Here is a 16968-nt window from a genome sequence, read left to right as displayed (position 1 = left end):
GGTGGGCTAAAGCCCACCCTACTTGCTGAGGCTTGGGGTCGTAGGGTGGATCGCGCTTCACCGATCCACCGAGTAGTGGCCAGCGGTGGATGAAAGGGCGTCCTCTGCCCTTCGGGCTTGCCCAGCGCCTGAGTTGGTTCCGTGCAAGTGGTGGGCTAAAGCCCACCCAACTTGCTGAGGATTGGGGTCGTAGGGTAGATCACGCTGCATCGATCCACCGGGCGGTGGTTAGGTGGGTAGGAGAGAGTCCCACCGAACTGGACGCCCTCAAGCGCGCCGTTGCGCCTGCTCGCCGATCAGCGTTTGCAGACGATGGAGAAAGGCCAGCCCCTCCTCCCAGCGATGATGACCAGACTCCACGTTGATGTGCCCTACCCCACTGAGCACGGTCACCTCGCTGCCCCAGGCTTCACCCATGGCCCGCGCCCGGTCGGCGCTGGCGGCGGGATCGTTGCCGGACCCCACCAGCACACTGGGAAATGGCAGCGGCACCAGGGGCAGCGGAGCGAAGTTACGCAGTGGCTCAGGGCACCCCGGTCGCTCCACATCCGCAGGCGCGACCAGCAATACACCCTCAACGCACCGCAACGCCTCGGGCGACGCCTGCGCCACCCAGTGCGCGACGGTGGGACAGCCGAGGCTGTGCGCGATCAGCACCACTGGCGCTGATGCCGCGACGATTCCGCGATGCAGTTCGGTCACCCAGTCGGGACGTTGCGGCTGCATCCAGTCGGCCTGCTCAATGCGCCGACTGTTGGCCAGGGTGCGCTGCCAATGGCTCTGCCAATGATCCTCAGGCGAGCCATGCCAGCCGGGGACGATCAGATAGTGGAACGCTCCGCGCCGCATAGGATGGCCTCTCGATGGTCGCTGAGCGGCGAGTCTATCGCCCGCGGAATCTGCGCCATAAAGAATAAGAATGCATTTGCTTATGCATTAAAAACGTTAGGAAGTGCCCGAGTGACGCTGCGCCCAAAAAAAGACGCGCCCTAAGGCGCGCCAAGGTTTGAAGCGCACGCGGTATTCACTGCACCTGGCTGAGCAGGTCCTTGCGCAGGAGCGACTTGATCTTCACCACATGGTCGTCTTCCTGCGCCTTGGCCTTATGGAAGCCCTTGGCGATGCGTGGGTGACCACCGGCCTCGGCCAGCTCGATCAGCAGCTCCCAGGCGGCGTTGTCTTCGAGCTCCAACGTCAGCAAGGCATTGATGCCCTGAGCAACGTTCGTCCGCGGGTCGGTCAGCACCTGCATCACGCCCATGGACTTGACGCCGACGACGTCGGCAGATGGCGTCTGCGCAGTCGGGTCGGCACCCAGGGTTTCGATCGCTTCAGCCACCATGTTCATATGTTCGAACTCTTCGTCACGGATGTGCTGCAGCACCTGGACCAGGTCCGATTGGGCGGTTTCGAGTCCCTTGGCCTTGGCGATCATGGCGTCGTACATGCGCACACCGCTGCGCTCGAAGGCCAGACGCTCGCCGAGCTTGTCCACCAGCAGCTCCGGGCTCTTGCCCAGCGCCATGTCGAAGGTGGATTTGAGCATGCCTTTGGCCGAACCCGGGACCGGCACCGAGCCGATGCGATCGGCTTCCTCGGCGCGGGTCGTGCGTTCGAGCATCATGCCCTTGGAATCGCCCGGAACGTCCGGATGGATCTCGTTGACGGCATCGAGCAGGCGCTTGGTGTCCTTCGGGGACATCTGCACGCCGGTGAAATTGGTGCCTAGTTTCGCTGAAGTTGCCATGTCTGTTCTCCTCAGGAAGCCTTGCGCATCTGCATGAGTTCACCGCCCGGTGCCCATTGGTAACCGGCCGACACGATGTTCGAGGCGATGCCTTCGGAATTGAGCTGGGCGCGGTAATCCAGGGAGTTCTGCGGCTCCTGGCTCTTGTCGACGTACTGGGTGCCGCTGGTGCGCAGGTTGACCTCGGCAGCGAGGACCTGGCGCACAAACTCACGCTGGCTCTTGAACTCGATCATCTTCGGCAACGGGCCGCCGAGAATCTCCGCCGGATCGCGACGCTCGATGTTCTTGAAGTGCTCGCAGGCGATGTTCAGGTGGCCCAGCTCGTAGTCGAGGAAGCGCTCCCACATGGCCTTGATGCGTGGATTGGTTTCCTGCTCGGCACAGCTGGCATAGGCATAAACCTCCATCGCTTCGTGCACCAGCCACTTCTCCATAAAGGATTCCTGCGGGTCGGCCAACGAGCCGTACTGGGTGACGTGCTGCTCTTCGACCGACGCAATTTCGGCGTACAGCTGACGTGCCAGCGGGTCGGCGAACAGCGGGCCGATGTTCATGTAGTAGTCGTGGGTCTGGTACTCAGCCGCGGTGATCATGGCCGCGTGAATCTTGGTGATGAGATCTGCCTGCTCCTTCGCATAGCTTTCGCGCAGGTCGTTGTCCGGATGACGGTGGTGCTCGGACGTCTGCCGGCCTGGGACGATGTCGGTGTAGCCCTGCAGGATATTGTTCGCGTCCTTGCCTTCGAGGCGATCGAGCATGGCCGAGTAGCGATACAGGTGGTCGAAGTCTTCCAGCAGGCCGAAGCGGTAAGTCTGCGCCTGGTAGGGGTCCGGCTCGGTCTGGGCGACGGCCGCGGTCACTTCGATCGCGACCTGTTCGTAAGCGACGGTGGTTTCCAGCGGTGAATGGTCGGCGGAGATCAGCCAGTTGACCATGGTCGCCTGGTGTTGCTCGACCCGGCGGATCTCGGCGAGCGGGCCGCGCAACTGGCCAGTGATGCGGGCGATGCCGTGCTTGAGGCGCAACGCATCGGTTTCGATCCCGTTCATCAGGATGATGCGCACGCGGGTGAAAGCGTCATCGTCGAGCTTGCTGATGGGCTTGCCCGCCATTTCCTTCCAGGTGAACTTCTGCTTATCGAGCGGCGTGCCCTTGTTGTCGAGAATGCCGGTTAGGTTGTCCATGGAGCCTCCGTTTGAACGGCTTGTATTGGTTCGGCGTACGAATTCGTACGGCCTAATCACGGGTCAGCTGAGCTGACGGCTTAAAAAAGGGACGGAGGCAAGCGGAAAAGAATTCCGTAGAACGTGAAGCGAACATGCAAAGAGTCGACAAGCGGCAGCAGCCAACCCCTTCGAACAGGCTCAGGTGCAGCGAAGCGCAATCGGCCCCGAAACCTTGCCGCATCGGCGTTCAAGCGAAGCGGCGAGGTGGTTCAGCGAAGTGCCTCCAACTGACGCTTCCGCTCGTCGGCGGGCAGTCGACCCAAGGCAGCGACTTGCGCATGAAAACGCGGCCAATCACCGCCGACCTGCTCGAACAACGCGGCGAAGGCAGACACCCACTGATCGTAGAGGCCGAACGGAACCAGGCTGGCATTGTTCAGTGGCTGGGCCATCCAGCGATCGAAACGATCATCACCGTTCCACGCCCCGTCTCTCAGCCGCCGATAGGCCTGCCGCATGCGCATGAATTCGGCGGCCTTGGCAGCACGCATTTCCGGTTCGCTCAACCCGGACGCATAGAGCGCAGCCAAGCGCTCGCGAGTCGCCAGCGCCAGCCGGCTGAGGTCAGCGTATTGATCGCGCAGCGCATCGCTGAACGGCGGCAGCCCACGACTGGCGCGCCACTGCCGCAGCCCTTCCCGCTCGACAAAGGAGGCATAGGATTCGTTGAACGCCGTATCGTCAGTGACATACAGCCGCTGATGCGCCAACTCGTGGAAAATCAGCCCGGCCAGCCGATCGTCGTCCCAGCGCAGCATCGAGCTGAGCAGCGGATCGTCGAACCAGCCCAGGGTTGAATAGGCCGGCACGCCGGCCACCAACGTGTCGTAGCCCTCGGCTTGCAGCAGTGCCGCAGCGCCGCGGGCGCGGCCCTGTTGGTAGTAGCCGCGATAGCCCACACAACCGGCTATCGGAAAGCACTGGGTCTGCTGCGCCACGGAAAACTCCTCAGCAACGAACAGATTCCACATCACATAAGGCCGCTGGAGCTCGGCGTAGACCCGATAACTCCGATTGTCCGGCAGTGCCAAGGCACGGCTGGCGAAGCCTCTGGCCTGCAGGGCCAGGGTCAGTCGTTGGCGCAACTGCGGATCGCTTTGCGGGTTGTCGATGATCGCTGCAATGGGCTCACGCTGCCGCAGCAGCTGGAGCTGGCCGACCGCCAGTTGCCCGTAGTAACTGCTGCAACCGCTCAGGCCAACCACCAGTAGCAGGGGAACCCAACGCCGCTTGCGGTTGTCGACTGCGGCGATTTTCGACTTCGACATGAACAAACGCTTACCGGCTAAATGCCCCCGCGGGGCGATGCGCGGAGCCTACAACGAAGTCCACCCAAACACCGAACACGCCGGTGCCAAACAGCCAGGCCGACACCGATCGGAGACCCAGTTCCATGCGAATCCTGATGCTTGCTCTTGCGCTATCCAGTCTGGGCGGTTGCGCCATGTGGATGCCCAAACCGGACCCGAACCAGGCCTGGGTCGACCTCGCACCGCACGGGGAGACCGAACTGGTGGCCGTGGCGGTCGATGACAAGCCGCTCGACGACAGTCGCTATTTTCAGGTCGAGCCAGGCAGCCATCAGCTGGGCATGCGCTATCGCTTCGAAGTCGGCCCAGCCGACGTAGGTCGCGACAGCGAAGCGCTGGCACGCGACTGCCGCCTGACCCTGAGCTATGACAGCTTCAATGCCGGGGCCCGCTATCGACTGGTGGCTGGCGGCTACGGCTTCCGTCCCTGGGCCAAACTTTACGACCAGCATGACCGCGTGCTGGCCAAGGCCACTGAGCGTGGCTGCGGCGGGGTCGCTACCCGCTAGCGTTCTGTTGTGAACCGTTCTGTTGCGGTGCAGTCGTTGAAAAAGAGCACTATCTGGCTCAGGCTCATTGGCTGACCGCGACAGCAGACGCTGATCCTGCGGTTATCCGGAGGATTCACCATGCGTCTGTTATTGGCTCCATTGCTGGCGCTCGGCCTGACCGGCTGTGCCGGCCCCCTGCCCGCACCCGACCCGAACATGGCCTGGGTCGAGCTGACCGCTCAACCCAGTGACATTTTCATGTCCGACCAGCTGGACGGTGAGCGCACACCAGATGGCCGCTATTTCCAAGTCAGCCCCGGTGCGCATGAACTCGAAGCGCGCTACGAATTCGAAATCAGCAGTGGCGGCTTTGGCGATTTTGGCGACACCCAATACCTGCGCTGCACCATGGTGATCAACTACGACGATTTCCAGCCCGGCCGGCGTTACCTATTCCAGGCCCGCTCGCTGGGCTTCACCCCACAAGGCTGGCTGCGCGACGAAGACTACAAGGTTCTGGCGCGCGCCGAGGCCGAGCACTGCTACTGAGCAGCCGTCAGCAAAGAGGTAGACGATGTCCCGTATCGAACACACCCGTTTCTCCACCCTGGACCTGGCGCCAATCCGCGATGACGGCGACGTCGGCCTGGCCCTGCGCAACTCGTTGGCCCTGGCGCAGCATGTCGAGAAGCTTGGCTTCGAGCGCTTCTGGGTTGCCGAGCACCACAACATGGACGGCATCGCCAGCGCCGCCACCTCGGTGCTGATCGGTTATCTGGCATCCGGTACCTCGCGGATTCGCCTGGGCGCGGGCGGGGTGATGCTGCCCAACCACGCGCCGCTGGTGGTGGCCGAACAGTTCGGCACGCTGGAGGCGCTCTACCCGGGGCGGATCGAGCTGGGTCTGGGGCGTGCGCCGGGCGCCGATCAGTTCACCGCCCATGCCTTGCGCCGCGACCGCATGGGCAGCGCCGATGACTTCCCGGCGGACGTGGAAGAACTGCAGCTGCTGCTCGGTCCGCGCCAGCCCAACCAACGCGTCATCGCCATGCCTGGCATGGGCAGCAATGTCCCGATCTGGCTGCTCGGCTCGAGCCTGTTCAGCGCTCAGTTGGCTGCTGCCAAAGGCCTGCCCTACGCCTTCGCTTCGCATTTCGCGCCGCGTTATATGCACGACGCGATTCGCCTGTACCGCGAGAACTTCCGCCCCTCCGAGGTGCTGGACAAGCCGTACGTCATGCTCGGCGTGCCGCTGATGGCAGCCGACACCGACGAGCAAGCCGAGTACCTGGCGACCACCGCCTATCAGCGCATCCTCGCGCTGATCCGCGGCCAGAGCCTGGTGCTGGTGCCGCCGGTGACGAGCATGCAGGGCAAATGGCTGCCCCACGAGCAGGACGCCGTCGGCAGCTTCCTCGGCATGGCCCTGATCGGTGGTCCAGAAAAGATCCGCGCTCGCCTGGACGTCCTGCTCGAGCAGACTCAGGCTGACGAGCTGATCTTCACCTGCGACCTTTACGAAACCGCCGACCGCCACCGCGCCTTCGAAATCCTCGCCGGGCTGCGTTGATCAACAAAACGCATCGGGGCGACACCTAGCGCCCCGTCGCACCAGCGCAACCTGTGAAAGGGCCACTCGCCAGCAGGCCCGTGCGGGTGACTCGCAAACAACACTTCGCACCGCGACGGGCCTTCCACGAGGCCGGCAAGGCGAGCGCCGCGTCTGCATTGGACGCGCTGGCGTTCCGCTCGACGAACGCGGCTGAACCCCATCCAATCGCGCCGATCAAAACAGCAGCCCATGCGTACTTCGGCGCGTCACGCTTGTTTGCGGAAGACTGAATGAATTTTCTCGAATGGATGGCCGTGCTCGGCATCCTGCTGTTGATCCTCGCCCTGGCATCGGCCTACCTGCGCTGGCTGCCGGTCACCACGTCACTGATCTACCTCGGCTTCGGCCTGCTCATCGGCCAGCTCGGCGTCGGCTTGTGGGAGATGGAGTTCATTCACATCGCCAGCTGGATGGAGCACCTCACCGAGATCGCGGTGCTGGTGTCACTGTTTGTCAGCGGCCTCAAACTGCGCATGCCGCTGCATCACCGGGCATGGAGAAGCGCGTACATACTCGCTGGCCCGGTGATGCTCGCCTGCATCGCGGGCGTCGCCGCGCTCTGCCATTACCTGCTCGGGCTCAGCTGGGGGCTCTCGGTGTTGATCGGCGCCATCCTCGCCCCCACCGATCCCGTGCTCGCCAGCCTGGTACAGGTAAACAATTCCCGCGACAGCGATCACGTCCGCTACGGCCTGTCCGGCGAAGCCGGCTTCAACGATGGCACCGCTTTTCCATTCGTCGTGTTCGGTCTGCTGCTGATCGAGCAGGAAACCCTGGCTAGCGGCTGGGTGAGCGAATGGGCGCTGCATCGGCTGGTTTGGGCCGTACCGGCTGGCCTGGGGTTCGGTTATCTGCTCGGCAGGCTTATCGGCAAGCTGGCGATCTTTCTGCGCGCCCGCCACGCCGATACGTCCATGTCGCCGAACGATTCGCTGGCGCTTGCGCTGATCGCACTGGCCTACGTCGGCGCCGAGCTGATCGGCGCCTGGGGCTTCCTCGCGGTATTTGCGGCCGGCCTGGGGTTGCGCCACGCGGAGAAGGACGCAGCAGAGGAATCAGATACGCCCTCCGAGGAGCTGATCGCACACGCTGTGCCGCACTTGGCTGAAGGCGGCCTGAGCCCACGAGAGCTGCCGATGGAAAACGAGAAAATCGCCGAACCCAAGGTCGCGGCAGGTGTGATGGTGGGTGACATCCTCACCTTTGGCGGCCAGCTGGAGCGCAGCCTGGAAGTGCTGTTGGTGACGATTCTTGGCGTGTTGGTCTCGGTGCACTGGGACTGGCGTGCGGTGCCCCTGGCGCTGGCGCTATTCGTGGTGATCCGGCCGCTGAGCGTATGGCTGCTGGTGCCAAGCCGCTACCTGGACCGTACCCAACGCCTGACCGTCGGCTGGTTCGGCATCCGAGGCATCGGCAGCTTGTACTACCTGAGCTATGCGGTCACCCACGGCCTGTTGCCGGAAGAGGCCGAAGCGATCATCTCACTGGTGATTTCAGTGGTGGTGTTGAGCATCGTCCTGCACGGCTTGAGCACTCAGCCATTGCTACGACGTTACGAACGCAGCCGCGGCGAGGCGCCGACGGACCACGCCTGATTACGGCGAGGCGAGCCGGCCTCCCAGGCAGCTGGCTGGATAGCCGCTGCCGGGCCGCCTGCACGGCAGATCAGCTGTCCGCGAGACGGAAGCCGACCTTCATGGTGACCTGGAAATGGCCGACCTTGCCGTTTTCGACATGGCCGCGGATCTCGCCGACTTCGAACCACTCAACGTTCTGCAGTTTGCTGCTGGCCTCGGCGATACCGTTCTGAATCGCTTCATCGACGCTATTGCGCGAAGAGCCGACGATTTCAATCTTCTTGTACGTGTGATGATCCGACATGAATAAATCCCCTTCTGGTCTGAGGAGCCTCCGCTCGGTAATGACGCGTCCTGTTCATTGAGGCCCGCGAAGGGCCTCGGAAGTTCAGCGGAGCGGTCGATCCGCCGATGGCGGCCGGCGCATCTCAGCACCCACGACCTGGATAACTCGAAGGTTATCCGTGTTGATCGACGTACAGCCGTAGGGTGGGCTTCAGCCCACCGGAACGCTCGGCCCAAGTTGGTGGGCTGAAGCCCACCCTACAACTCTGCAACCCACCGGCAGTAGGCTTCGTGCGTCTGTAGGAGCGAGCTTGCTCGCGATCCGCTTCCACTCGTAGCCCGAGTGGCAACACGCAGCGCAGGTTAATCGATACGCCGATAGGGATACTGCTGCGCCTTGAACACCTGATTGAAATACCGCCCGAGGGAATCAGCCTCCAGCAGCGCCTGCACCACGTCGGCGGGCACCTGCTCGTAGCGATACAGCGAGCCGTTATGAAACTCAACCTCCAGCGCCTGCTCGTCCAGGTCGTAACCCAAGGCGCGCAGGCTGCTCGAATTCACCGTGACTCGCTTCATACCGCCGGATCGGGCTCGTGTTTGAAGCCCTCGGCCTGCATTCGCCAAAGCGCCTCGAAAGCACCGCCGCGGCTGCGCAGCTCCATCGGTGCGCCGTCTTCGACAATCAGCCCGTTGCGCAGCACGATGATCCGATCGAAGCTCGCCAGCGTCGACAGCCGATGGGCGACGGCGACTACGGTGCGGTTGTGTACCAGGTTGTTCAGCGCCGCCTGGATCTCGCCTTCCGACTGGGTATCCAGCGCTGAGGTCGCCTCGTCGAGAATCAGGATCGGCGCATCCTTGAGGAACGCCCGAGCGATACCCAGACGCTGACGCTGGCCACCGGAGAGCATCACGCCGCGCTCGCCGACCAAAGTGTCGTAGCCCTGCGGAAGCTCGCGGATGAACGCATCGCAGAAGGCCTGGCGGGCCGCTTCCTCCACTTCGCCATCGGTCGCATCAGGGCGCCCGTAGCGGATGTTCTCGCGAATCGTCCGGTTGAACAGCGCGGTCTCCTGCGGCACCACCGCGATCTTCTCGCGCAGGCTGTTCTGGCTGACGGAGCGGACATCCTGACCGTCGATCAGGATGCGCCCGGCCTGCACGTCGTCCAGCCGTTGCAGCAATTGAATGAGGGTCGACTTGCCCGCCCCGGACGGCCCGACCACGCCGACCTTCTGCCCAGCCGGGATATGCAGATTGAGATGCTCAAAGATGATGCCGCGCTTCGGATAGCCGAAGCTGATGTCCTCGAAGGTGATGTCCCCTTCGGCCAGCAACAGTAGGGTTTCGGAATCTTCAAGGCCGTGCGGCTGGACGATGATGCGCAGGGTGTCGTCGATGGCACCGATCTGCTGCGTGGTGTCCACCAAGGCCAAGGCCAGATCACGCGAGCCATGCAGGATACGGAAGGTCAGCGCGCTGACCAGCACCACGTCGCCGGCGGTCACCGAGCCGTCCACCCATAAAGCGATTGCCCAGACCAGCATGCCTCCGGCCATCAGCGACAGGCAGATGTCGTGGATAACGCGGGCCTTTTCCAGATACATCCAGCTGCGCCGCTGGGCCTTGGCCTCGTAGCCGATCTCGTTGGCCAGGCGTTCCGCTTCACGGTCACGTGCGGAAAACGCCTTGATGGTCCAGACATTGGACACCGCATCGACCAGCTCGCCGCCAACCCGCGCCGATTGCGCGGCGAAGCGTTGATGCTTGGCGCGGCCCCGAATACCGAACCCGGTGATCAGTACCGCGACGATGGCCACGAACAGGATCAGCGCAACCGCCATGCGCCAATCCACGGTCAGCAGCACCACCACCGCCCCGATGAAGTCGACGATGGGCGGCACGATCTTCCAGACCAGACCGCCATAGATCGCCCCTGCTGCCTGGCCCAGCGCCGAGATCCGATTACCCAGCGAACCGGCGAAATGCTCGGTGAAGTAACGCATGGGGTGACCGGTCAGGTGTTTGAACAGGTCAACCCGAATATCCACCATGCTCGCCACGACTGTTCGGCAGCCGAGCCAGCCGCCGAGACGCCAGAACACGTTTTCAATGACGATCAGGCCGATGAACAGCCCCAGCGGAAACCACACATTGGCAGCGCCCCGGTTGGAGCTGCCCTGCGCCATGGCGTCGACCAGCAGCTTCATGCCGTACTGCACCGCCACCGCGCAGGTCGCCGCACCGACGATCAGCAGCAGCAAGCCGCCGAAATGCCAGGGCCGCGCGCAAACGTAGCGCCACAAGAAGGCGACCGGCCGATCCGGCAGGAGCGGCACCAGGGGCGGTTTGCGCAGTGCCGGGGCGTTCATGAAAAGGCTTCAGCGATGTTCGAAACCGGACTCGAGTGGCTGAAGCGCGCCTGCTGCAGCCGCAGCTCATCGGCTAGCCCCTCATGCACACGGCGGTTTCCGGCTTCGTCCGGGAAGCCCAGCAGCCCCACCGGGCAGTGACGGTCGTCGGTCCAGCCCGGGTAGTCCACCACCGGGTACAGGCAGATACCTTCCACCGGCACGCCACGCTGCATCGCCAGGCCGGCCTGCTCGCTGACGTAGCGCAGCCAGTCGCCGCGCACATCGCCTTCGGCGCCGGTTTCGGCGATCACGATCGGCCGTTTGTAGCGCTGCGCGATCTCGCTGAGGATGCCTTTGAAAGGTCGATAGTCTGGGCTGTCCCGGCCGATGGTATTACCTGCGCCGTGATACCACTGGTTGTCGGGGTAATAGTTCACGCCGAGCAGATCAAGGTATTCCGGCGCACCGCCGAGGCCCGGCCAGAGTTCGCCGCAGAGCATGTCCCAGGCCTCGAACTGCGATTGGCGGTAGCGCTCGGCCTCGCGCTGCGGGCCGGGCCGATCATTCGGCGCGACGACGTGAATGGCCGGTTCGACCTGAATAAAACGCGCCCGCGGTTCAACCTCGCGGATCGCCTGCAACGCGGCGATGGTGGCGCGCACCAGCTGATGCTTGAGCTCAAAGCCACGGCCGCGTGCCATGGGGTTAAAGTAGGCCTCGTCGCCGCCAGCCCAGGCCCAGAAGGAAATCTCGTTCAACGGCGCGTAGAACGGCACCGTATCGGTCTCGTCCTTGATCAACTGCGCAGCCGCGGCCGCATAGCGGGCAAAGCGCTCGACGAACTGCGGTCGCCAGATGTCGATGTCGTCCGGCCAGCCGTAGTGGCACAGATCCCAGATAACCTGGGTGCCCTGGCGCCGGGCCGCCTGCAGCATTGGCAGAAAGCTCGACCAGTCGTAGCGGCCTGGTGACGTCTCGATCAGGTGCCAGCGCAGGCCGTCACGCACGCTGTGCAAGCCATGTCGATGCAGCACTGCGTAATCATGGGCGGCCCAGCGGTCATGCCCGGTGGCGGCCAGCAGATCGAGGCGTCGGCCATCGCTGCGGCGGTGATTCGAGCATTCGAAGCCGCCCATAAAGAAGCTCTGAAACACGCTTGGCTGATGCATCCGTGAGCCTCTCTCAGGGGGCCTGTTCGGCCAGGGACTGACCGTGCGCCGCGCTTTCGCCCGCCGCAGGGCCACGCTCGGCCTCTTCGATGCGCTTGTACAGCGCCAGCGCCTGCCCGACTACCTGATCCATGTTGTAGTACTTGTAGGTGCCGAGGCGGCCGACGAAGGTTACGCCGGGGGTCTCGTCCGCCAGCTTCTGGTAGCGCTTGTACAGCTCGGCATTCTCCGGCCGCGGAATCGGGTAATAGGGATCGCCCTCCGCCGACGGATATTCATAGGTGATGCTGGTCTTCGGATGAACCTGCCCGGTCACGTGCTTGTACTCGCTGATGCGCGTATAGGGCACATCTTCGCTCGGGTAATTGACCGTACCGACCGCCTGGAACTGTTCCTGGTCGAGCTGCTTGTGTTCGAACTTCAGCGAACGATAGGGCAGCTTGCCGAAGCGGTAGTCGAAATACTCGTCGATGGGCCCGCAGAAGATCAGGTGGTGGTGCTGCACCTCGTCGCGGATCTCGCGGTAATCGGTGTTGGTCATGACTTTGATGTTCGGGTGCGCGAGCATTTTCTCGAACATCTTGGTGTAGCCATGCTTGGGCATCTGCTGGAAGGTATCGGTGAAGTAGCGGTCGTCGGTATTGGTTCGCGTCGGGATGCGCGAGGTGACCGACTTGTCCAGCTGCGACGGGTCCAGCCCCCACTGCTTGCGCGTGTAGCCACGAAAGAACTTCTGGTACAGCTCACGGCCGATGCCGTTGATCACCACGTCCTCGCTGGTCTGGATGTCTTCCACCGGTTCGGCGCGACTGGCGAGGAAGTCCGCCGCTTCCTGTTCGGTGGTCATGGTCAGACCGTAGAGTTTGTTCAGCGTGGTCATGTTGATCGGGATCGGCACTTCCTGACCATCCACCTGCGCCAGCACCCGATGCTCGTAGGGGCGCCATTCGGTGAACCGGGAGAGGTAATCGACGATGCGCTGGGCATTGGTGTGAAAGATGTGCGGGCCGTAGCGGTGGATCAATACGCCGGCTTCGTCGTAATGATCGTAAGCATTGCCGCCGATATGCGGACGCCGGTCGACCACCAGCACACGCTTGTTCAGCCCGGCAGCCAGCCGTTCGGCGAGCACACTGCCGGCAAAGCCGGCGCCGACGATCAGGTAGTCGAAGCCGCGGCGGCCATAGGACGAGCCGTCGCTGGCGCCGCCGCCTGCGTATTCGGGATTGCTGTCTCGCGGGCTCACTTCGCGCATTGCATCTTTTCCTTCATCAACGCCCAGGTGTGGTCCCAAGACATGTCGCCGAGAATTTCGTCAGCGGTCTTCAACAAACGGTCGCGGTCTTCAGCATCGGCCAGTGCCTCTTCCACAGACGCGATGAACGCATCGGGCGTGTCGGCGATGTAGACGATCTCGGTGTCGCCATAGGTGCGCACCACGTCCTTGATCGGCGTGGACACCACGGGCCGGCCGCCGGCCAGGTATTCAGGCGTCTTGGTCGGGCTGATGAAACGGGTCGATTCGTTCATCGCGAACGGCATGATGGCCACGTCCCAGCCGGCCAGGTATTTGGGCAACTCGTCGTACGTCTTACCGCCCAGGTAGTGGATGTTGTCGCGCTGCGGCAGCTCCGCCGGATCGATCTTGACCACCGGCCCAACCAGCACGAACTGCCAGTCAGGACGCTTTTCCGCCATGTCGGCCACCAGTTCGATATCGAAACGCTCGTCGATCACGCCGTAGAAGCCCAGCCGTGGATGAGGGATCTCGGATTGGTCGTCGGGGTCGGCCTGGGTCCGCCGCGCCTCGGCGAAGTGCGCCACGTCGACGCTGCTGGGAAAGGCAAATACGTTGTCGTGCAGTTCGCGCTTGGCTTCCCAGATGCTGTAGCCACCCGTGAAGACCAGATCAGCGCGCTCAAGCAACTCACGCTCGCGCTGCACCAGCTCCGGCGGCGCGCCACGGAATGCCGAGAGTTCGTCCATGCAGTCGTACACGGTGAGCTTGGGCTTTAGGTGGCCGGCATAGCCGAGCGCCATCGGCGTGTAGTACCAGAGTATCAGCTCATTGACGCCGAGCTTTTCCAGATAGCCGTCGAGCAAATCGCGCTGCACGCGCAGCGCTGCCTCGCCCTCGCAGCCCTGAGGCAGACGCGGAATCAGTACCTGAACGCCATTTTCCTCGGGCCGTACTTCCAGCCAGGGCTGGGCGTCTTCGGTCGGGATCGGCTCTTCGGCAAACAGCACGTTGAAGTCACGGGCGAAGCGCGACATCAGGTGCTGCGGGCGTTGGTAGACGAAGCTCCAGCGCAAATGGGAAAGACACAACAAGGTCGGCACCAGCTCATCGAAGATGACTTCAGGTGGCGTCGCTTGTTTATCGGGGGATTTGCCAATTTCGTATTGGTAGGGGCCGGCCCAGCTCATGGAAACCTCGTAAAGGGTGGCAATGCCCTCCAGAGTCCCTTCTGCCGCATCGCATAGGCCTGCGCAGCCCGCGCAAAGCAAAACCTGATGGCGCTCGGTGGCAGAAATGACCAATCCGCAAGCGCTGTCCGCCGGCTATGGACGACAGCTGATGAGCCAAGGTTCCCGATGCCCTACTGCAGAGGTCGGTCATCGGGTGACTGCCGTTTCGTTGGAACTTGCTCACACCTTCCCCCGTCCCTATCACAGGACGCCTGTTTCACCCGGCATCGGTGCTGTGTGCTTCCTGCAGTCAGTACCGCCCGATTCGCCGACCCAACCCTGGAGATGCTTGCAGCGGCCGCGCTCATACGGTCAGCCGTGCGCTCCCGTGTGCGTCAGATAATTCGGTTCATGAGGTAGAGACATGATTCTCGTCACGGGTGGTGCTGGTTATATCGGGTCCCATGCGGTGCTTGAGCTCCTGCTGGCTGGCCATGAGGTGCTGGTGTTGGACGACCTCAGCAACAGTTCGAAAGTGGCACTGGATCGCGTGGAGCATCTGGCTGGCCGCACGCTGCAGTTCATCAAGGGTGACGTGCGTAACCGCTCGCTGCTCAAGGCGCTGTTTGCCTCTTACCCCATCACGGCGGTGCTGCACTTCGCCGGTCTCAAGGCCGTCGGTGAAAGTGTGCGTGAACCGCTGCGCTATTACGAAACCAACGTCAGCGGCAGCATCGCGTTGTGTCAGGCCATGGCCGAAGCCGGCGTTTTCAAATTGGTGTTCAGCTCATCGGCGACTGTCTACGGCGACTCACCCAAGATGCCGATCACCGAGAACTGCCCCACCGGCATTCCAACCAACCCCTACGGCCAATCCAAGCTGATGGCGGAGAACGTGCTGAAAGGGCTGGCCGAATCCGACCCACGCTGGTCGATTGCACTGCTGCGCTACTTCAATCCGATTGGCGCTCACGAGTCTGGCCTTATCGGCGAAGACCCCAACGGCACCCCCAATAACCTGCTGCCCTACATGCTGCAGGTAGCCGTGGGCCGTCGTAAGCAATTGAACGTATACGGAGCGGACTACCCGACGCCGGACGGCACGGGAGTGCGCGATTACATTCACGTGGTGGATCTGGCCAAGGGGCACCTCAAGGCACTGGAGCGCCTCGACCTGGTTCATGGTGTTTCCACGTGGAACCTCGGCACCGGACGAGGCTACTCAGTACGCCAGATGATCACCGCGTTCGAAGAAGTGATCGGCAGACCACTGCCCTATGTGTTCAAGGCGCGCCGACCGGGCGACGCCGCACAATGCTGGTCGGACCCGAGCAAGGCCAGTGACGACCTGGGCTGGAAAGCAGAGCGTGACCTGCTGGTCATGCTGACTGACGCCTGGCGCTGGCAGAGCCGCAATCCGCAAGGTTATGGAACGGAGAAGCCAGCGGCCAAGGCTCCGGTGGCGGCGAACGGCAATACTGCGATGGCCAGCTGAGCACCCGCCACGAGAGAACCCTTAGGTCTTACTGCAGCTCAGCTCACGACGGATCTTGGCGACGCTCAGACGGCGATTCAGCTGAACCGCTCCGGTCAGCTGCGGATCCCGCACGGCCAGCGTCAGCAGCGCGGAGCGAATCTGCGCCGCCGTCGCGCAGGGGTTCAGCGAGGCATACAACGCAGCGGCTCCCGCGACATGAGGGGCGGCCATCGAGGTCCCGCTCATGTAGGCATAGCCTGCGGCGCCCGTTCGGGTAGGAACCGTAGATGCGATGCTCACCCCAGGCGCAGCGATGTGCACGTTATTTACGCCGAAGTTGGAGAAGCTCGCACGCCGGCCTGATTTGTCGATTGCACCCACCGAAATTACGTTGGGTAATTTGTAGCTCGCCGGATAGCTAGGCGTCTTATCAATGTTGAGACCGCTGTTTCCGGCCGCAGCAATGAACAGGATATTGGCGTTACCCGCCGCCTTGATCGCATCGTAGAGCGCTTGGGAATAGCCGCCCCCGCCCCAGGAATTATTGGTAGCGACGAGGTTGATCTTTTTCGGTACCCTCGCCAGGATTGATCCAGATATTGGCACGCAGGTCACCGTGAGTGGTCATGACGCCCTCATCAATGATGCCGATGTGAATCTTGTTCGAGCAAAGCGCTCCGGCATTCCAGGCGCCCAGCGCACCGCTACCGTACGGCGATGTTGGAGAGGTGGTCGCGTCCTGCATACCCCAGAGCAGGCTCAGGCCGGGGTCCTTGGGGTTGGCCAGCTGGCGCCGATAGGTCCAATTGGGCTCCACGAATTCCACCGCCGGATCCGATGCGAGCCGCGCAATCAGTGCCGCATTTATTTTTTGGCCTTTGCCCAGCTTCGCGTGTACCAGATCGCCTTTAGCATCTTTGCGTGCGGCCTTGGCGAGCAGCTTCTGTGCGGCCTTGGCGCCCTGACGGCTCAGAGCGGCATTCTTTGCCGCCTCCGAGGCGCCGGCCTTGAACTGCACAAGCAACTCTCCTTGCACAAAGGGTCGACCGGCTTTGAGCGAAGCATCAACCGCAGGGTTGGGCTTGGCGGCTACCTGTTCTGCTCCGGCCGCGAGCAGGGCACACATCACGATACCGACACGCTTTTTATAGACCATCACTGTTCTCCCGAACGACTACAGACAGTCCCACGGACAGGCAACATGGCCGCTCGGTGGGTGTTTGAACTGTATCGGCAATGATGGTGTCGATTTAGTGGCGCCAGACGAGTGGCACAACCGCTCATCGGCAACGGCGGGGAGTTACT

At 62.8% G+C, this 16968-nt stretch carries 17 protein-coding genes; 5 read left to right on the top strand and 12 right to left on the bottom strand.

What is annotated here, in order from left to right; translation table 11 throughout:
• Positions 1 to 267: 267 nt before the first annotated feature.
• From ACIGHL_RS08720 to ACIGHL_RS08705, 4 genes are all read right to left on the bottom strand, one after another.
• The gene (locus ACIGHL_RS08720) at positions 268 to 849 is read right to left on the bottom strand and encodes an RBBP9/YdeN family alpha/beta hydrolase (RefSeq protein WP_128119747.1); all 582 of its coding nucleotides are present in this window, start codon (positions 847 to 849) and stop codon (positions 268 to 270) included.
• A gap of 175 nt (positions 850 to 1024) precedes the next feature.
• Complete coding sequence (locus ACIGHL_RS08715; RefSeq protein WP_128119748.1) at positions 1025 to 1747, bottom strand: ferritin-like domain-containing protein; 723 nt, start codon at positions 1745 to 1747, stop codon at positions 1025 to 1027.
• A gap of 11 nt (positions 1748 to 1758) precedes the next feature.
• On the bottom strand, positions 1759 to 2934 hold the full coding sequence (locus tag ACIGHL_RS08710; protein WP_046163420.1) for a hypothetical protein: 1176 nt from the start codon (positions 2932 to 2934) through the stop codon (positions 1759 to 1761).
• A 251-nt stretch (positions 2935 to 3185) separates the two neighbouring features.
• Complete coding sequence (locus ACIGHL_RS08705) at positions 3186 to 4244, bottom strand: aminopeptidase (RefSeq protein ID WP_128119749.1); 1059 nt, start codon at positions 4242 to 4244, stop codon at positions 3186 to 3188.
• 125 nt (positions 4245 to 4369) lie between these two features.
• On the opposite strand from ACIGHL_RS08705, the gene ACIGHL_RS08700 reads away from it, so the two are divergent.
• The 4 genes from ACIGHL_RS08700 (at position 4370) to ACIGHL_RS08685 (ending at position 7984) form a co-directional block, all read left to right on the top strand.
• The gene (locus tag ACIGHL_RS08700; RefSeq protein WP_045422826.1) at positions 4370 to 4795 is read left to right on the top strand and encodes a PA0061/PA0062 family lipoprotein; all 426 of its coding nucleotides are present in this window, start codon (positions 4370 to 4372) and stop codon (positions 4793 to 4795) included.
• 120 nt (positions 4796 to 4915) lie between these two features.
• Positions 4916 to 5326 (top strand): PA0061/PA0062 family lipoprotein, encoded by a 411-nt coding sequence (locus ACIGHL_RS08695; protein ID WP_216707019.1) that lies wholly within the window; start codon positions 4916 to 4918, stop codon positions 5324 to 5326.
• A gap of 25 nt (positions 5327 to 5351) precedes the next feature.
• A complete protein-coding gene (locus ACIGHL_RS08690; protein ID WP_128119750.1) occupies positions 5352 to 6347 on the top strand; it encodes an LLM class flavin-dependent oxidoreductase in 996 nt (331 codons plus the stop codon).
• 272 nt (positions 6348 to 6619) lie between these two features.
• Complete coding sequence (locus tag ACIGHL_RS08685) at positions 6620 to 7984, top strand: cation:proton antiporter (RefSeq protein ID WP_128119751.1); 1365 nt, start codon at positions 6620 to 6622, stop codon at positions 7982 to 7984.
• A gap of 70 nt (positions 7985 to 8054) precedes the next feature.
• Here ACIGHL_RS08685 and ACIGHL_RS08680 read toward each other — a convergent pair whose 3' ends face one another.
• From ACIGHL_RS08680 to ACIGHL_RS08655, 6 genes are all read right to left on the bottom strand, one after another.
• Positions 8055 to 8270, bottom strand: coding sequence for a dodecin (locus ACIGHL_RS08680; protein ID WP_045422835.1), 216 nt, complete (start codon positions 8268 to 8270; stop codon positions 8055 to 8057).
• Positions 8271 to 8614: 344 nt separating this feature from the next.
• Positions 8615 to 8830 (bottom strand): KTSC domain-containing protein, encoded by a 216-nt coding sequence (locus ACIGHL_RS08675; RefSeq protein WP_128119752.1) that lies wholly within the window; start codon positions 8828 to 8830, stop codon positions 8615 to 8617.
• Positions 8827 to 10626 (bottom strand): ABC transporter ATP-binding protein, encoded by a 1800-nt coding sequence (locus ACIGHL_RS08670; RefSeq protein WP_216707020.1) that lies wholly within the window; start codon positions 10624 to 10626, stop codon positions 8827 to 8829. Before ACIGHL_RS08670 ends, ACIGHL_RS08675 begins: the two co-directional genes overlap by 4 nt.
• Positions 10623 to 11777 (bottom strand): glycoside hydrolase family 1 protein, encoded by a 1155-nt coding sequence (locus ACIGHL_RS08665; protein ID WP_128119753.1) that lies wholly within the window; start codon positions 11775 to 11777, stop codon positions 10623 to 10625. Before ACIGHL_RS08665 ends, ACIGHL_RS08670 begins: the two co-directional genes overlap by 4 nt.
• A gap of 13 nt (positions 11778 to 11790) precedes the next feature.
• Positions 11791 to 13032, bottom strand: a complete 1242-nt coding sequence (gene glf, locus ACIGHL_RS08660) for a UDP-galactopyranose mutase (RefSeq protein WP_128119754.1) — start codon at positions 13030 to 13032, stop codon at positions 11791 to 11793.
• A complete protein-coding gene (locus ACIGHL_RS08655; protein ID WP_128119755.1) occupies positions 13020 to 14204 on the bottom strand; it encodes a glycosyltransferase family 1 protein in 1185 nt (394 codons plus the stop codon). The genes glf and ACIGHL_RS08655 overlap by 13 nt, the downstream gene beginning before the upstream one ends.
• A gap of 406 nt (positions 14205 to 14610) precedes the next feature.
• On the opposite strand from ACIGHL_RS08655, the gene galE reads away from it, so the two are divergent.
• Positions 14611 to 15681: a UDP-glucose 4-epimerase GalE gene (gene galE / locus ACIGHL_RS08650; RefSeq protein ID WP_128119756.1), complete on the top strand. Its 1071-nt coding sequence runs from the start codon at positions 14611 to 14613 to the stop codon at positions 15679 to 15681.
• 21 nt (positions 15682 to 15702) lie between these two features.
• Here the strand turns inward: galE and ACIGHL_RS08645 are convergent, their stop codons facing one another.
• Entirely contained in the window at positions 15703 to 16269 is a 567-nt protein-coding gene (locus ACIGHL_RS08645; RefSeq protein ID WP_241509073.1) for a S8 family serine peptidase, read from the bottom strand.
• Positions 16205 to 16819 (bottom strand): S8 family serine peptidase, encoded by a 615-nt coding sequence (locus ACIGHL_RS08640; protein ID WP_241509075.1) that lies wholly within the window; start codon positions 16817 to 16819, stop codon positions 16205 to 16207. The genes ACIGHL_RS08645 and ACIGHL_RS08640 overlap by 65 nt, the downstream gene beginning before the upstream one ends.
• Between the last annotated feature and the right edge of the window lie 149 nt (positions 16820 to 16968).

This window comes from Pseudomonas sp. NPDC077451, from assembly GCF_044543345.1.
In the GTDB taxonomy this organism is placed as follows: domain Bacteria; phylum Pseudomonadota; class Gammaproteobacteria; order Pseudomonadales; family Pseudomonadaceae; genus Stutzerimonas.
The sequence above is the reverse complement of the archived record's forward strand: the minus strand, read 5'-3'. Positions and strand labels throughout refer to the sequence as shown.